Source organism: Szabonella alba, assembly GCF_016765775.1.
GTDB classification, from domain to species: domain Bacteria; phylum Pseudomonadota; class Alphaproteobacteria; order Rhodobacterales; family Rhodobacteraceae; genus Szabonella; species Szabonella alba.
In genome coordinates this window covers 86,549-101,396 of the sequence record NZ_JAESVN010000010.1, presented here as the reverse complement: position 1 = coordinate 101,396, position 14,848 = coordinate 86,549, and the positions used below count along the sequence as shown (strand labels likewise).

Annotated in this window: 18 protein-coding genes and 1 tRNA gene; 14 read left to right on the top strand and 5 right to left on the bottom strand. The window is 64.0% G+C overall.

What is annotated here, in order from left to right; genetic code table 11:
• The first annotated feature begins 127 nt into the window (after positions 1–127).
• The 11 genes from JL811_RS17250 to JL811_RS17200 all read left to right on the top strand — a co-directional run bounded on the left by JL811_RS17250 (position 128) and on the right by JL811_RS17200 (position 7,496).
• Positions 128–301, top strand: coding sequence for a hypothetical protein (locus JL811_RS17250; RefSeq protein WP_237685028.1), 174 nt, complete (start codon positions 128–130; stop codon positions 299–301).
• 24 nt (positions 302–325) lie between these two features.
• Complete coding sequence (locus tag JL811_RS17245) at positions 326–661, top strand: head-tail connector protein (protein ID WP_202689952.1); 336 nt, start codon at positions 326–328, stop codon at positions 659–661.
• A complete protein-coding gene (locus JL811_RS17240; RefSeq protein WP_202689951.1) occupies positions 661–1,071 on the top strand; it encodes an HK97-gp10 family putative phage morphogenesis protein in 411 nt (136 codons plus the stop codon). The genes JL811_RS17245 and JL811_RS17240 overlap by 1 nt, the downstream gene beginning before the upstream one ends.
• Positions 1,068–1,484: a DUF3168 domain-containing protein gene (locus JL811_RS17235; RefSeq protein WP_202689950.1), complete on the top strand. Its 417-nt coding sequence runs from the start codon at positions 1,068–1,070 to the stop codon at positions 1,482–1,484. The genes JL811_RS17240 and JL811_RS17235 overlap by 4 nt, the downstream gene beginning before the upstream one ends.
• On the top strand, positions 1,481–1,804 hold the full coding sequence (locus JL811_RS17230) for a phage head closure protein (RefSeq protein ID WP_202689949.1): 324 nt from the start codon (positions 1,481–1,483) through the stop codon (positions 1,802–1,804). Before JL811_RS17235 ends, JL811_RS17230 begins: the two co-directional genes overlap by 4 nt.
• Positions 1,805–1,814: 10 nt before the next feature.
• Positions 1,815–2,240, top strand: a complete 426-nt coding sequence (locus tag JL811_RS17225; protein ID WP_337924764.1) for a phage terminase small subunit P27 family — start codon at positions 1,815–1,817, stop codon at positions 2,238–2,240.
• The gene (locus JL811_RS17220; RefSeq protein ID WP_202689947.1) at positions 2,240–3,844 is read left to right on the top strand and encodes a terminase large subunit; all 1,605 of its coding nucleotides are present in this window, start codon (positions 2,240–2,242) and stop codon (positions 3,842–3,844) included. The genes JL811_RS17225 and JL811_RS17220 overlap by 1 nt, the downstream gene beginning before the upstream one ends.
• A gap of 10 nt (positions 3,845–3,854) precedes the next feature.
• On the top strand, positions 3,855–6,023 hold the full coding sequence (locus tag JL811_RS17215) for a phage tail tape measure protein (RefSeq protein ID WP_202689946.1): 2,169 nt from the start codon (positions 3,855–3,857) through the stop codon (positions 6,021–6,023).
• Entirely contained in the window at positions 6,023–6,652 is a 630-nt protein-coding gene (locus JL811_RS17210; protein ID WP_202689945.1) for a hypothetical protein, read from the top strand. Before JL811_RS17215 ends, JL811_RS17210 begins: the two co-directional genes overlap by 1 nt.
• Before the next feature lie 2 nt (positions 6,653–6,654).
• Positions 6,655–7,008, top strand: a complete 354-nt coding sequence (locus JL811_RS17205) for a phage tail assembly chaperone (protein WP_202689944.1) — start codon at positions 6,655–6,657, stop codon at positions 7,006–7,008.
• 113 nt (positions 7,009–7,121) lie between these two features.
• The gene (locus JL811_RS17200) at positions 7,122–7,496 is read left to right on the top strand and encodes a hypothetical protein (protein ID WP_202689943.1); all 375 of its coding nucleotides are present in this window, start codon (positions 7,122–7,124) and stop codon (positions 7,494–7,496) included.
• Between the two features lie 521 nt (positions 7,497–8,017).
• On the opposite strand, the gene JL811_RS17195 is transcribed toward JL811_RS17200, so the two are convergent.
• A tRNA-Lys gene (locus tag JL811_RS17195) sits at positions 8,018–8,093 on the bottom strand.
• 103 nt (positions 8,094–8,196) lie between these two features.
• Between JL811_RS17195 and dapF the strand changes: the two genes are divergently transcribed.
• From dapF to JL811_RS17180, 3 genes are all read left to right on the top strand, one after another.
• Positions 8,197–9,036 carry a diaminopimelate epimerase gene (gene dapF, locus JL811_RS17190; RefSeq protein ID WP_420496789.1) on the top strand — a complete coding sequence of 280 codons (840 nt, stop codon included), beginning with the start codon at positions 8,197–8,199 and terminating at the stop codon, positions 9,034–9,036.
• A complete protein-coding gene (mtaB, locus tag JL811_RS17185; RefSeq protein ID WP_202689941.1) occupies positions 9,033–10,295 on the top strand; it encodes a tRNA (N(6)-L-threonylcarbamoyladenosine(37)-C(2))-methylthiotransferase MtaB in 1,263 nt (420 codons plus the stop codon). Before dapF ends, mtaB begins: the two co-directional genes overlap by 4 nt.
• A 154-nt stretch (positions 10,296–10,449) precedes the next feature.
• Entirely contained in the window at positions 10,450–11,490 is a 1,041-nt protein-coding gene (locus JL811_RS17180; RefSeq protein WP_202689940.1) for a tartrate dehydrogenase, read from the top strand.
• Positions 11,491–11,613: 123 nt separating this feature from the next.
• Here the strand turns inward: JL811_RS17180 and JL811_RS17175 are convergent, their stop codons facing one another.
• From JL811_RS17175 to JL811_RS17160, 4 genes are all read right to left on the bottom strand, one after another.
• Positions 11,614–11,919 carry a GNAT family N-acetyltransferase gene (locus JL811_RS17175; protein ID WP_202689939.1) on the bottom strand — a complete coding sequence of 102 codons (306 nt, stop codon included), beginning with the start codon at positions 11,917–11,919 and terminating at the stop codon, positions 11,614–11,616.
• Entirely contained in the window at positions 11,912–12,556 is a 645-nt protein-coding gene (locus JL811_RS17170; RefSeq protein ID WP_202689938.1) for a 3-oxoacid CoA-transferase subunit B, read from the bottom strand. The genes JL811_RS17175 and JL811_RS17170 overlap by 8 nt, the downstream gene beginning before the upstream one ends.
• On the bottom strand, positions 12,556–13,260 hold the full coding sequence (locus JL811_RS17165; protein WP_202689937.1) for a CoA transferase subunit A: 705 nt from the start codon (positions 13,258–13,260) through the stop codon (positions 12,556–12,558). The genes JL811_RS17170 and JL811_RS17165 overlap by 1 nt, the downstream gene beginning before the upstream one ends.
• Before the next feature lie 109 nt (positions 13,261–13,369).
• A complete protein-coding gene (locus JL811_RS17160) occupies positions 13,370–14,584 on the bottom strand; it encodes an META domain-containing protein (RefSeq protein ID WP_202689936.1) in 1,215 nt (404 codons plus the stop codon).
• Between the last annotated feature and the right edge of the window lie 264 nt (positions 14,585–14,848).

Below are 14,848 nucleotides of genomic sequence, written 5' to 3'. Positions count from 1 at the left end.
CGCATCCGCAGCAAAGAAAAAGAAGGAGACAACACAGATCTTGACCCCTGCCTGACCCGAAATCCATACTCAAAGCCGGGTCAATTCTCGATGAAAAACCCGGGTCAGTTCTGGGTGAAAATCAACAATGGTGCTGAATGATGCTCCTCCCGGTGGAACGCCCTCGGAGCGCTATTTCGTTGCTGTCGTCGGTTCTGCCTCCGAAGCGTATGATACGGCGAACAACGTGATCAAGCTGAATGCCTCTCTCTGGGTCAACAGCAACGTGGTCCGTGTGAACGCTGCCGAGGATCCGGGTTGATCCAGCGCAGCGAGGACCCCTGACATGGCCTATGTCACCTCCGAACAGGCCTTCGCGCATCTGTCCCTGACCGAGGACATGGCCGCGCTTGATGCCGCGATGATCGGGCGCAAGCTTGCGGCGGCGCAGAACCATGTCGAACGACTGCTCGGCTACAGGCTGGCCGCGCGGTTCCTCGATCCTGATGAGGAACCGGGGGATGAGGACACGCGCGAGGAATTCCCGGCCTCGCTGGCCGAGGGGATCCTTCAGCTGATGGCCTGGTGGTTCGAGAACCGCGAAGCGGCTGGCCCGGCAGCGCGGGAAGTGCCGTTCGGGGTGCGCGAGATCCTGAACGAATATCGGGATTGGAGCTTCTGATGGCGGATGATGGCGGTCTGTCCAGTTTTCAGCGCCGCATGAAGGCTGTGCCGCTGGCGGCACGGCAATCGATTCAGCCCGTTCTCATGCGGCAGGCCGAGGCCATGGCGGCAACCATGCGCCAGCTTGCCCCGAAGGATGACGGTGATCTGGCCGAAAGCATCGCGGTCACCGGCCCCGGCCAGTCCACCCCGCCTTATTCCCAGCCCGGCGGGGCGAAGGTGGTGCCGGAAAACGCCGTCGCGATCACGGCGGGCAATTCCGATGTTCGATATCCGCACCTTCAGGAGCACGGGACCACGTTCCACGATCCGCAGCCCTTCTTCTGGCCCGCCTTCCGATTGCACCGGAAACGGGCGCTGGCCGCGATCAAGCGCGGCATCGGCAAGGCGATCAAGGAGGCGAAATGAGCGCGGAACTGTCGGTTCAGGAGGCGCTGCGTGCGCGGCTGGTGGCCAGTCCCGGAGTGACGGGACTTGTTTCGGCCAGCGCGATCCTTGACGCAAACCAGCGCCCGGCACCTTCCCCCTCGATCATGCTGGGCGAAAGTCAGGCGGTGGACGAGGGCGACAGCCTGCGCCGCGACCGGCAGCGGGTCTGGCACACGCTGCATGTCTGGGAACGCGCGCCCTCGCTCGAGGGTGTCAAGCGGATCTGCGGTGCGATCCGGGCGGCGGTGCAATCCGGTCGGCTCGACCTCGGGCCGGGCTTTCATTGCGCCGACTGGCGGGTTTCCAGCATGCGGCAGATGCGCGACCGCGATGGCGAAACCTCGCATGGCGTGGTGACGGTCGAGGTCCTGGTGCAGGAGGTCGCGCCATGACGGCCGGTCGCCGCAAATATCCGATCACGGTGCAGGAGGCCACGGAAAGCCTGAGCGCGGCGGGCAGTCCGGTGTTCACCTGGACCGACAAGGCGCAGCTGCGCGCCGAGATTGTCCAGCAAGGCACCACTGAATTCCTGCGCGATTTCGGGGCCAGCGATGAGACGGTGATCGTCTTCCGCACGATCTGGGCGGGGGAGATCACCACGGCAGACCGGGTGCGCCATGCCGGGCGCAGCTTCAACATTCGCGAGGTTGTGCCGCTCGGCCGCCGCTTCGGTATCGAGCTGCGCTGCATCGCCTTGAGCGGGGTTAACTGACATGCGCGGGATGAAGCCACAGGTCCAGGTCGAACGGGATCCTATCGAGGATATGCCGCCGCCCGAATGGCTGTCGGACGATGCCAAGACAGAGTGGCGGCGGATCGTGCCCATCCTCGGGAAGCGCAAGATTCTGACCAGCGCGGATCTCGGCAGCGTCGAGAATTACTGCATGGCGATCGGTATGGCGCGGGAAATGGAGCGTGAGATCCAGCGCCTCGGGGCAGTGCAGAAGGTCTATGCCATCGACAAGGATGGTGTGTCTCGACTTGTGCGCATGGCGAAGAACCCCGCGGTATCGATCCAGTCGGACGCGATGACCCGGGCACGGCTTCTGGCGGCCGAACTCGGCTGCACCCCGGTTTCCCGGTCGCGCCCGACCATCGAGGACGAAGACGATGACGATGGCCTCTGGGGCTGGCCGGGGGCGCGCTGATGTTGCGGCCTTCCTGGATCGACAATGAGGACGAGATACCCGACCCGATGGGGCGCGGGGAAATGGCCGTGACCTGGTTGCGGCAGCTGCGTCACCCGAAAAGCCGTCTGCCGGGCCGGGCCTTCCAGCTTGACCCATGGGCGGAACGCACGATCCGGCGCATCTATGGGCCGCGCCATCCGGACGGCACAAGGATCGTGCGCCGCGTGGTGCTGCTGTTGCCGAGGGGCAATAGAAAAACCAGCTTGTGCGCCGCGATCACGCTTCTGCACCTGATGGGGCCGGAAATGGAAACCGGCGGGCTGACGATCTCGGCCGCCTCGGCCCATGAACAGGCGATGGAACTCTTCAATGAGGCGGCGCTGATCATCCGAAATGACCGGCGGCTGGAAAAGCACCTGAACATCCGTGAATATGTCTCGCGCATCTCCTGCCAGAGGGCGCAGACCCGTTATGTCGCGATTGCCTCCGATGGCAAGGTGCAGCACGGCAAGACCCCGAATGTCGTCATTGCCGACGAGCTTCATGCTTGGGAGGGACGGCCCGGCCTGAAGCAATGGGAAGCGCTCGATTCTGCGCTGGTGAAGGTGCCGGGGACGCTGATGGTCGTGGCTTCGACCTCGGGACGGGGGCAGGAGAACCTTGCCTGGAAGACCGTAGAATATGCCATCAAGGTCCAGAAGGGTGAGATCGAGGATCCGGCAACCCTGCCGGTGATCTTCATGGCTGAACCCGAAGATGACTGGCAGGATGAAGCCCTGTGGTTTGCGGTGAACCCCGGCCTTGCGCATGGCTATCCGGATCTGGACGCCTATCGCGACAAGGCGGCAAAGGCCGTTCACTCACCCTTTGACCGCGACAGCTTCCTTCAGTTCAACCTCAACCGCTGGCTGGACCAGTCCACATCGCCCTTTGTGGAAATGCATGTCTATGACCGGGGGCGCGGCGCGGTCGATCTCGAGGCGATGGAATCGGCGCAAGCGCCCTGCTGGCTTGGCGTCGATCTGTCGAAGAACGAGGATCTGACCGTTGTCGTCGCGGCCTGGCGCGATGGTGACGGCTTTGCAGTTCATCCGTGGTTCTTCTGCCCCGAGGACAATCTGCGCGCCCGGGGTGAACGGCACGGGGTCGATTACATCAGCTGGGCCGAGGATGGTCACATCATCCCGACCCCGGGCAACACGGTCGATCTGCGCGCGGTGGAGGATCATATCCGCGAGCTTTGCGCCCGCTTCAATGTCCAGGAGGCGGCATTCGATCCGACTTTCGGGCGGACGATGATGGCGGCCCTGAATGAGGACGGAATACCGGCGGTGGAGTTCCGGCAAGGCTGGGTCAGCATGGCGCCTGCGGTGAAGGAACTGGAACGCGCGATCCTGTCCGGATCGCTGCGCCATGGCGGGCACCCGGTGCTGCGCTGGAACTTCGAGAACATTCAGGTGGAAACCGACAAGGCCGGGAACCGCATGTTCCACAAGGGCAAGAGCGGCAACAAGATCGACGGTGCGGTTGCAACGGCAATGGCCGTGGCGCGCGCCGCCGCAAGCGAAGGGCAGTTCACCACCTCGGCGGACTGGTTCACCGAAGATCTCTGGATGGCATGAGGGGGCGCAGATGAACGCGGCGGTTGGGGCGGATGAACGCCTGGTGGTGATGCTCGAGGCGCGGGTCTCGGAATTCGAGAAGCGCATGGCGCGGGCAGAGGGTCGCGGCACAAGGTCTTATCAGAACCTGCGGCGGGGTTCGCGCGGCGCGACCCAACAGATGGAACGGGATATGCTCCGCTCGACCAGCCGGATCAATCAGGCTCTGGCCACGACCAGCACGAAAATCGGAACCTTCTCCAAGACGTTCGCCAGCGGCTTTATCCGGGGCGGGATCCTCGGGGCCGTGGGCACGGTGACGGTCGGCGGACTGGCCCAGATGGTGCGGGGCATTGCGCAAGTCGGGGATGAAGCCAAGCGCGCCGGCGTCAGCCTTGAAGCCTTCCAGGAATGGAAGTTCGTGGCCGAACAGAACAGGATCGGCGTCGATCAGATGGTTGATGGTTTGAAGGAACTCAACCTGCGTGCCGACGAATTCGTGACCACCGGGAAAGGCTCAGCCGCCGAGGCCTTCCAGCGTCTGGGCTTTTCCTCGACCGAACTGGCCGAGGCGCTGAAAGACCCCTCAGAGCTTCTGTTGCAGATCATCGGTCGTTTGCAGGGCCTCGACCGCGCGGCCCAGATCCGGGTTGCCGATGAGATCTTCGGCGGCTCGGCTGGGGAACGGTTCGTGGAACTGATCGGCCAGGGCGAGGCCGGGCTGCGCCGCACCATCGACCGCGCGCATGAGGTTGGCGCCGTGATGGATTCCGAGATGGTTCAGCGGGCGGCGGAACTGGACCAGAAGTGGAATGAAGTCACGGCCCGCGTGGGTGGGTTCTTCAAAGCCCTTGTCGTCGGCGCTGCGGAAGCCACTGGCATCGTCTCAGATTTGAAGCGCCAGCTTGACGCCCTGCCGCTGAATTTCTCGGGCGCGGCCAATGATACGGTGAACAGCTTGCAGGCGATTGCGCAGGAACTTGACCGCCTTCGGGCCGGTGAAGTGGCGGCTGAGGTTCTCGACCTCGCCCGATCCATCCAACAGGCCCGCGACGATCTGGACTATGGCACGATCAGCCTGGAAGAGTTCGACGCCCGGCTTGAGGATGCCAAGGACGAAAGCGAGCGCCTGCGCGGCGAACTGGAATCTACCGGCCAAGCGGAGTTCTCGGGCGTGATTGCCCGCCTTGGGGCGCTTTGGGGCGCGGTGAACGCTGTTGCCGACGAGGCCGCCCGGCTTCGCAGCGAACTGCCGGTGGATTGGGAAATGGCTGGTAGCGACGGCTCGCAGATCGGCTGGAACGATGATCCGAACGCACCGCGCACCCGGCCCCAGAGGCCGGATGTGGACTCGCGTGGCGACTGGGAGAATGCGGGTCAGTCGGCATCGGGCGGGGGTGGCGGGCGCAAGACCGATGACTATGCCGCTGCCGTGGCCTCGATCCGCGAAGAGACGCGGGCGCTTGAGGCTCAATCGCTTGCCTTGATTGCGGTGGCCCAAGGCGGCCGCGACTATGGCGATGCTGTCGAATACGCCCGACGCCGTGCCGAGTTGATGCATGCGGCCATGAAACAGGGCAAGCAGATCACCCCCGAACTGACGGCCGAGATCGAGGCGCTGGCCATGGGCTATGACTCGGCGGCGATGGCCGCGCAGAATGCCGCCGAACAGATGCAGAAGGTTCAGGACAATGCCGAGCGCGGGGCGCAGGCCCTGAGCGACATCTTCATGTCCGTTCTCAATGGCAGCAAGAGCGCGGGACAGGCTTTGGCGGATCTGTTGATGCAGATGGCAAAGGTCCAGATGCAGAAGGGCATGATGGCGCTGGCCGATTCCGGGGGGGCAATCGGTGGCTTCTTCAAGACCATAGGCGGGCTGCTGGGTTTTGATGGAGGTGGCTATACCGGAAACGCACCAAGGAGCGGCGGCCTCGACGGCAAGGGCGGGTTTCTTGCGATGATGCATCCGCGTGAAACCGTCATTGACCATACGAAAAGGCAGAATGTTACCGGAGGCGCGTCGCAGCCGCTCGATGTTCAGGTGCATGTCACCGCTGCGTTCGATGAGAGCGGCAATCTCTACGTCAAGAATGTGGCCCGGCAGGAGGCTCAACAGGCATCGTCGCGCATGGGTGCCGAGATCGACAAGGCCTTGCCTGTGCGGGTCCAGCAGATCAACGGCAACCCGAGGATGCGCTGATGGCATTGACCTTTCCCTACCCACTTTCATTTCTCAGTCGCTGGCTAGAACCCTCGCAGGTTACTTTCGCACTCACCCGTAATGATGAAATGTCAGGCGGTGGCGATGGCCGTTACTGGGCTGCGCAGCTTGCCTCGCCCATATGGCGGGTCAACATGGTGCTAAGGGCACGTTATCCCGAAGAGGGATGGGCAATAGATGCCAAGATAGATGCGCTCAACGGATCGGCGCGGGCATTTCTGTTCTCGGACCCGTGCTATGCGCCGCCCGTTGATCCCGGCGGCTCGGTCGTGGTCGAAGCCATAGGTGAAGACAGGACAGCGCTGGCTTTTGCGGGGCTGCCTGCAGGATTTATGCTCCGGGTCGGTATGCGCCTCAGTATCGCCTGGGGCGCTGACCGCCAATACCTCGCCACGATCAGTGAGGAAGTGACCGCGAATAGCGAAGGGGTGACCGGGCTATGTTCGGTAATGCCCTATCTGCCTTTTGGTATCGGCGTCGGGGCGACCGTGGAAATGGTTGAACCCGTGCTGAAGGTGATCATCCCACCGGGTGGGCACAATCCGTTCACCTTCTACGCGGGAAATTACATGGCTGGGGGCACATTGTCTCTGATCCAGAAGGTTTGACCATGCAGCGCCTCACTCGCCAGCTTTGCGCCGCAGTCCGAGCTTCCATTGCAGGGAACCGGGTTCGCCCTCCGGAAGCCGGGCGACCGCTGTGGAACGCCTTCCAGAGGCTCAACGCAACGCGCACATATCACAGGGCTGGCCCGAACCCGATCCAGCCTTCCGAGGTTGAGGCCCTGTGCCGGATGATGTGCGTGCCGTTCGGCCCGCATCACATCGCAATCCTGCTGGCCATGGATCAGGTATGGCTCGATCAGGTTTATGCCCAGAAGGGCGCGCCGGAGGGCGTGAAAACCCTGCCGCCGATCTCGAAACAGCCGCTTACAGCGGCGCTGTTCGATTTGGTGGTTGGGTGACCCCGGAAGCCCGCAGGCGAAAGCAGGAACGCCTGGAGCGGGACGCCTCGAGGGGCAAGCTCGGACAGGGACGATATAAGGCGTTGGTCATAGAGCTGGCGGAGGTGATCCGGATGGCATTCGACGCCGGAGCCACCGCCAGCCTGTGGGGTTTGGAGGGGCCGCTGGTTCATGCGATCCGTTCGGATCTGTGCTTGCAGGGCTGGGGATGGGTGGGGGCCGATGCCATGGCGCGGGATGTGCTGGCGGATGTGTTTCGGAAGGTGAACGCGGTGCGGCCGACATGGAGGGAAGGGCAACCAGATTGGACAATTCCGACAAATATTCTGATCGAGCGGACCCGCTGCGCGCGCTGTCACGGGCCATTGCCAGAGGGAAGGCCGAAATTCTGCAGCGATCTGTGCAAGGCTTCGCACAGCAGCAGTCAGCACAGCGCGCGGGAGACCAAAGAGCGCGTTGCGACGGCGATGGCAGTCCAGTTGATCTGACAGCGCGATGCGAACATTGCGGGCAGCCATTGCCTGCGAGGACGGATACAGGCCGAAGGGTCCGCGCTGACCGAAAGTATTGTGGAAGCAAATGCCGGGATGCCAGTAGCAACGTCCTCGTGGCCGAGGATCGCTGTTCGGCGCGCCAACAGCGAAGGTGTGAAAGGTGTGGCAAGGATTTGTCCGGGCGGCACAGGGTGAGTGCGCGTTTCTGCACAGTGAGCTGCGGCAGGCGTCACCGATACGCGACGAATGCGGATTTCGGGCACAAGGAATGCAAGAATTGTGGCGCTAAGTTCCGTGCGAAGAAGGCAGATGCCAAGTTTTGTTCTTTGAAATGCTCTGGCCGGGCGCTGTTCGACGCCGGTGCGATCCGCCCTCCTGTGCGGAGACGGCGCCTAACTGCAGCACGATTCGATGCGTTTTGGCGGTGATCTAAGCCCGTTACCCCAAATGTTACCCCGGCAAATTCTGCAAATGAAAAGGGCTCGGGCAATTATGCCTAAGCCCTTGTTCTTAAATGGTGAGCCGGACAGGATTCGAACCTGTGACCCGCTGATTAAAAGTCAGCTGCTCTACCAACTGAGCTACCGGCCCCACTGGGGCGCTTCCTAGGAACTTCCCCGGCGGGGGTCAAGCGGGATTCGTCGCAAAAATGCATCCTCTGGCAAAAACCCCGCCGCAGGCGTAAAAGCGGCGCATGAATCGCATGGACGCCCCGGACGGCCTGCCCTTTTGCAAGATGCATGGGCTTGGCAATGACTTTGTCATCATCGACTCGCGCGGGCGCGGGGCGGTGGTCACGCCTGCGCTGGCGCGCGCGCTGGGGGATCGCAACCGGGGCGTCGGATTCGATCAGCTGGCGGAAATCCGTGATGCGCAGGATGCGGATTTCGCTCTGGATTTCTGGAACTCGGATGGCAGCCGCGCCGGGGCCTGCGGCAATGCCTCGCGCTGTGTTTCGGATCTGGTGATGCGGCAATCCGGGATGGAGGCGCTGCGCTTCGTGACGGCGCGGGGGGACCTTCAGGCGGTGCGCCGGGCGGATGGGCTGGTTTCGGTCAATATGGGCCCGCCGCAGCGCAACTGGCAGGAAATCCCGCTGGCCCGCGCTGTGGACCCGCTGCATCTGCCGCTGGCGGGGGATCCGGTGGCCGTTGGCATGGGCAATCCGCATTGCGTGTTTTTCGTGCCCGATGCCGGGGCAGTCGATGTCGCGGGGTTGGGCGCTGCGGTGGAAACCGACACGCTGTTTCCGGAACGCACCAATGTCGAATTTGCCAGCCTGACCGGCCCTGACCACCTGCGCATGCGGGTCTGGGAACGCGGCACCGGCATCACGCTGGCCTGCGGGTCGGGCGCCTGCGCCACCGCCGTGGCGGCGCATCTGCGGGGCCTGACGGGGCGGCGCGTGGTGATGGATGTCGATGGCGGGCGGCTGGAAATCGACTGGCGCGAGGATGGCGTCTGGATGACCGGCCCCGTGGCCCATGTGTTCGAAGGGCGGCTGTCGCCTGAATTCCTGCAGGCGCTGGCATGAAGCCCCCGGTCTTCTCGACGCTGGGGTGCAGGCTCAATGCCTATGAGACCGAGGCGATGAAAGAGCTCGCCGCCGCCGCAGGTGTCGGGGGGGCGGTCGTCGTCAATACCTGCGCCGTCACCGCCGAGGCGGTGCGCAAGGCCAAGCAGGAAATCCGCCGTCTTGCCCGCGAAAATCCCGGCGCGCCGGTGATCGTGACGGGATGCGCCGCGCAGACCGAGCCCGAGACCTTCGCCGCCATGCCCGAAGTGACCCGCGTCATCGGCAACCACGAAAAGATGCAGGCCAGCACATGGGAAGGGTTGCGGACCGCCGATTTCATCGGGCAGACGGAAAAGGTGCAGGTCGATGACATCATGTCGGTGCGCGAAACCGCCGGGCATCTGATCGACGGATTCGGCCGCCACCGCGCCTATGTGCAGGTGCAGAATGGCTGCGACCATCGCTGCACCTTCTGCATCATCCCTTTTGGCCGGGGCAATTCACGCTCGGTTCCCGCCGGGGTCGTGGTCGAACAGATCCGGCGGCTGGTGGATCGCGGCTTTGCCGAGGTGGTGCTGACCGGGGTGGACCTGACAAGCTGGGGGGCCGATCTGCCCGCAACCCCGCGTCTGGGCGATCTGGTCCGCCGCATCCTGCGGCTGGTGCCCGACCTTCCGCGCCTCAGGATCAGTTCCATCGACAGTATCGAGGCCGATCCCGCGCTGATGGAGGCGATTGCCACCGAACCGCGCCTGATGCCGCATCTGCATCTGAGCCTTCAGGCCGGCGATGACATGATCTTGAAGCGGATGAAGCGCCGCCATCTGCGCGATGATGCGATCCGTTTCTGCGAGGAGGCGCGCCGCTTGCGGCCCGATATGGTGTTCGGGGCCGATATCATCGCAGGCTTTCCGACCGAGACCGAGGCGATGTTCGAAAACTCGCTGGCACTGGTGCGGGATTGCGATCTGACCTTCCTGCATGTCTTTCCCTTTAGCCCCCGCAAGGGCACGCCTGCCGCCCGGATGCCGCAACTGCGCGGCCCCGAGATCCGCGACCGGGCCGCAAGGCTGCGCGCGGCGGGCGATGCGGCACTTGGCCGGCATCTGCAGGGTCAACTGGGCCTCACCCATCGCGTGCTGACCGAAGGCGCACGGACCGGGAGGACCGAACAATTCACCGAGGTTGCCTTTGACAGCGATCAGCCCGAGGGCCGGATTGTCGAGGCGCAGGTTTCGGGGCAGGCGGGCGGGCGGCTTCTGGCCAGCGCCTGCTGACCGGTCTGCCGCAACGGGCAGCCCCCCGGCATTCCCTCCGGTATCGAAATCACCATCCCCCGCGCCGTGGTCGCTTGACATCCGGCGCCTCGCCCCGCAGCAACCGGTATGACAGCTTGACCGGATTGCCGGGCGTTTCAGGAGGGGAACACGCATGACAACTTATCGCATCGCCTTGATTCCGGGGGATGGCATTGGCGGCCCGGTGACCGACGCCGCCTTTGCCGTTGCGCAAAAGGCACTGGGGAACGTGAGCCTTGAGGGCGTGACCTTCCCCTGGTCCTGCGAATATTATCTGGAGCATGGCCGCATGATGCCCGATGACGGGATCGAAACGCTGCGCGGCTTTGACGCGATCTTTCTGGGCGCGGTGGGCTGGCCTGCGAAAGTGCCGGATTCGGTGTCGCTGCACGGTCTGTTGCTGCCGATCCGCAAGGCCTTCGTGCAATATGCCAATATCCGCCCGCATCGGCTGTTGCCCGGGGTCGAAGGGCCGCTGAAAACCCGCGATTTCGACATCCTGTGTATCCGCGAGAATACCGAGGGCGAATATTCCGGGGCGGGCGGGCGCGTCCATGTCGGCACGCCGGATGAGGTGGCGGTGGAAACCTCGGTCTTCACCCGCACCGGGGTTGAACGGATCCTGCGCTTCGGTTTTGAACAGGCGATGAAGCGGCGCAAGAAACTCGCCTCGGTCACCAAATCCAATGCGCAGAAATATTCGATGGTCTTCTGGGATGAGGTCACCGACCAGCTGGCGCGGGACTATCCCGAGGTAGAGGTGACGCATTATCATATCGACGCGATGTGCGCGCGGATGGTGATGGCACCCGAAAGCCTTGATGTCGTGGTCGCCTCGAACCTGTTCGGCGATATCCTGACCGATCTGGGCGCGGCCATTCAGGGCGGGCTGGGCTTTGCCGCTTCGGCCAATATCAATCCCGACCGCTCGGCCCCTTCGATGTTTGAACCGGTGCATGGATCTGCCCCCGATATCGCGCATCTGGGCATTGCCAATCCGATGGCGGCGATCTGGTCTGCGTCGCAGATGCTGGAGCATCTGGGAGAGGCAGGGGCCGCCACGCGCATCATGGAGGCCATGGCCGCCGTGACCGCGCAGGGCATCGGCACAGTTCCGGGCAAGGACCGGACGGAGACAATCACCAAGGCGGTTCTGGCCGCGCTGGAAGGCTGAGACAACGCGAACGCGCGTCCTGCCGGTAGGGCAGGGCGCGCGTTTTGCAGCAGGATGCGCGCGTGCGGCGTTCTGCGCGGTCCGGGAAATGCGGAACGGATAACGGCCAGCCCTTCACACGGATCAGACCGCGAAAGCGTCGGCCCATTCAGGATGGCGCTTTCGCATCGCGTTGACGAAGGGGCAAAGCGGCATGATCCGGAAGCCTGAGGCCCGCGCATCGGTAACCATATATTCGACCAGCCGCAGGCCCGCCCCGCTGCCGCGCAGTGCCTCGGGCACGCCGGTATGGTCGGCGATGATCAGCGTGGCAGAGGTGACCGAGAAGGTGATCTCGGCCTCCGCCCCGTTCTCGGTCAGCACATAGCGGCCCTTGGCACCGGACAGTTCCTTGCGGATCGCGGAATCGGCGTTTGCGGGATCAGTCAAGGATTGTCGCCTCGGTCGCGGCGCGCAATTCGGCCTCGGTCACGCCATCGGCACATTCCACGATGCGCAACCCGCCCTCGACCACATCCAGAACGCCCAGATTGGTGATGATGCGGTCGACGACGCCCTTGCCTGTCAGCGGCAGGGTGCAGTCGCGCAGAACCTTCGATTCGCCCGCCTTGTTGGTGTGGTCCATCACCACCACGACCCGGCCCACGCCCGCGACCAGATCCATCGCGCCGCCCATGCCCTTAACCAGCTTGCCGGGGATCATCCAGTTCGCCAGATCACCGTTTTCCGCCACTTCCATCGCGCCAAGGATCGCCATGGCGATCTTGCCGCCCCGGATCATCGCGAAACTTTGCGCACTGTCGAAAAAGGCGGTCTGCGGCAATTCGGTGATCGTCTGCTTGCCAGCATTGATCAGGTCGGCATCCTCTTCCCCCTCAAAGGGGAAAGGGCCCATGCCCAGCATGCCGTTTTCCGACTGCAGCGTGACATTCACGCCTTCGGGGATGTAGTTCGAGACCAGCGTCGGAATGCCGATCCCCAGATTGACATACCAGCCATCCTGCAATTCCTGCGCGGCACGCGCCGCCATCTGGTTGCGGTTCCAGCCTTTTTGTTCGACGGCCATCACACCCCCTCCCGCTTGCGCACGGTGCGCTGTTCGATGCGTTTCTCGTGCTGGCCCTGGATCAGGCGATGCACATAGATCCCCGGCAGATGGATCGTATCGGGGTCAAGGCTGCCCATCGGCACGATTTCCTCAACCTCGACGATGCAGGTCTTGCCGCAGGTCGCCGCGGGCGGGTTGAAATTGCGCGCGGTCTTGCGGAAGACAAGATTGCCGCTGGGATCGGCCTTCCACGCCTTGACGATGGACAGATCGGCAATGATCCCGGTTTCAAGGATGTATTCCCGGCCGTTGAAGGTTTTGACCTCCTTGCCCTCGGCAATCACCGTGCCGACGCCGGTTGCGGTGTAAAAGCCCGGGATCCCCGCGCCGCCCGCCCGCATCCGCTCGGCCAGCGTGCCCTGCGGGTTGAATTCCAGTTCCAGTTCGCCGGACAGATATTGCCGCATGAATTCGGCATTTTCCCCGACATAGGAGGAGATCATCTTGCGCACCTGCCGCGTCTCCAGCAGCAGGCCAAGGCCGAACCCGTCCACGCCCGCATTGTTCGAGGCAACGGTCAGATCCTTCGTGCCCGCATCGCGGATCGCCGCGATCAGCAATTCGGGAATGCCGCAAAGGCCGAAACCGCCCGCGGCAATCGTCATGCCGTCGAACAGCAGCCCGTCCAGCGCCGTCGCCGCATCCGGATAGATCTTCTTCATCACTGCCTCCCCTTCGGAACCGTCTGACTATTGGACGAGCGGCCCGAAGCTGTCAATCGCCGCGCCGCAGCGTGGCCATGGCTCCGGCCGTCCCGACTTTCCCCGGCGTTCAGCGCTCGGCCCGCAGCAGGTCGCGATCCGCCGCAATCAGGATCAGGCCCCCGTCCGGGCCGATATCAAACCGGTCGGTCGCGGTCAGCGCCGCAAGAAAGGCGGCTTCCAGCGCCATCTGGTCGGGCGGGCAGGCCATGCGCGTCACCGCCGCCGGACCGATGCGCAGGCTTTCGCCGTCCAGCACTGCCCTGGCGTTGAAGCGGTTGCAGCCCGAGAAACCGGAAACCGCATCGCCCGTGACGGTGAAGTCCGGCGCCTCGGACCCTTCGGCAAGGTCATGGCCTTCGATCTGCATCACCCGCCAGTCGCCCTGCAACAGCAGCAGCGGATCGCCCGCACAGCCCGTCAGGTCCAGCCCCTCACCCTGAACCCCGGCGGCAAAGGGATAGGGCATGCCCGACATGCTGTCGGCGCAGGGGCCCGCCGTCACCGTGAACTCAAGCCCCGGAAAGCTCCAGCGCAGATGGTCCGGCCCCGCATCGGGTTCGGGCAGGGGCGACAGTGCTGCGGTAAGCCCGCCCTCGGTCGAAAGCGCCGCGCCGTCTGCATTCAGGGTCAGCACCCAGCCCGGTTCATTTCCCCGCGCGGTCAGCGCCGTTTCGGGGGGCAGCGCAAGAGAGTTGCATGCCGGCATCTCATCGCCCTGCCAGCGGATGATGGCGCCGTCCTCCTTGATCCAGACCGCGTGCGGCCCGTCATCGGCAAAGCGCGCGCCCGAGTTGGCCGGCGCGAGAAGGGCGGGCAGGCGGCGGCTGTCTTGGCCAAGGCTCAGCACCGCGTCCTCACCCGCAAAACCCAGCCCGAAAATCCGCTCCCCGCATAATAGCCATCCGCGTGGCCGCTGGGTGATATGGCCGTGAAGCGACAGCGGCCCAAGGTCTGCATCTGACGCTCCCGCCGGGATCGGGACGGATCCGGACCGCCATGCCAGGCGATCCTGCACAAGGATCGTGGCGCGCAGGACCAGCGGGCCTTCGGGCAGCTCAAGATTGAAATCGAACGGCACCTGACGGCCCCGGGCCGGTTCCGAACGTGTCACGACCTGTCCGTCCGGTGCTGCAATCTCGACTTGCCATTCCGCGTCGTCGGGCAGGGCGATCCTTTCGCGATAGGTCAGGCTGCCGGAAATCATGCGCGTCTCGGCCATGGACAAGGCGGGGCCAAGAATGCCGCAAAGCAGGGCGGGAACAGCGAGGACGGTGCGGCGCATGGGGGGTGCCTTTCGGTGGGAACGGGAGTGCCATGATCGGATGCCACGGTCTGTGGATCAAGGGGCGAGGCGGATCAGGCGGTGGAGTGGTTTTCACCCTCGCGCTCGGCCCGGTGATATGGCAAGAACGCCCCCGTGCGGACGTGGCGAAATCGGTAGACGCAGCAGACTTTGACAATTGGAGTGCCCGTCGGGAAACCTTCGGTGCAGAACCGCTCAAATTCGGGGAAAGCTCTGGGTCGCAAGGCCCGTGCCGATCCCGAG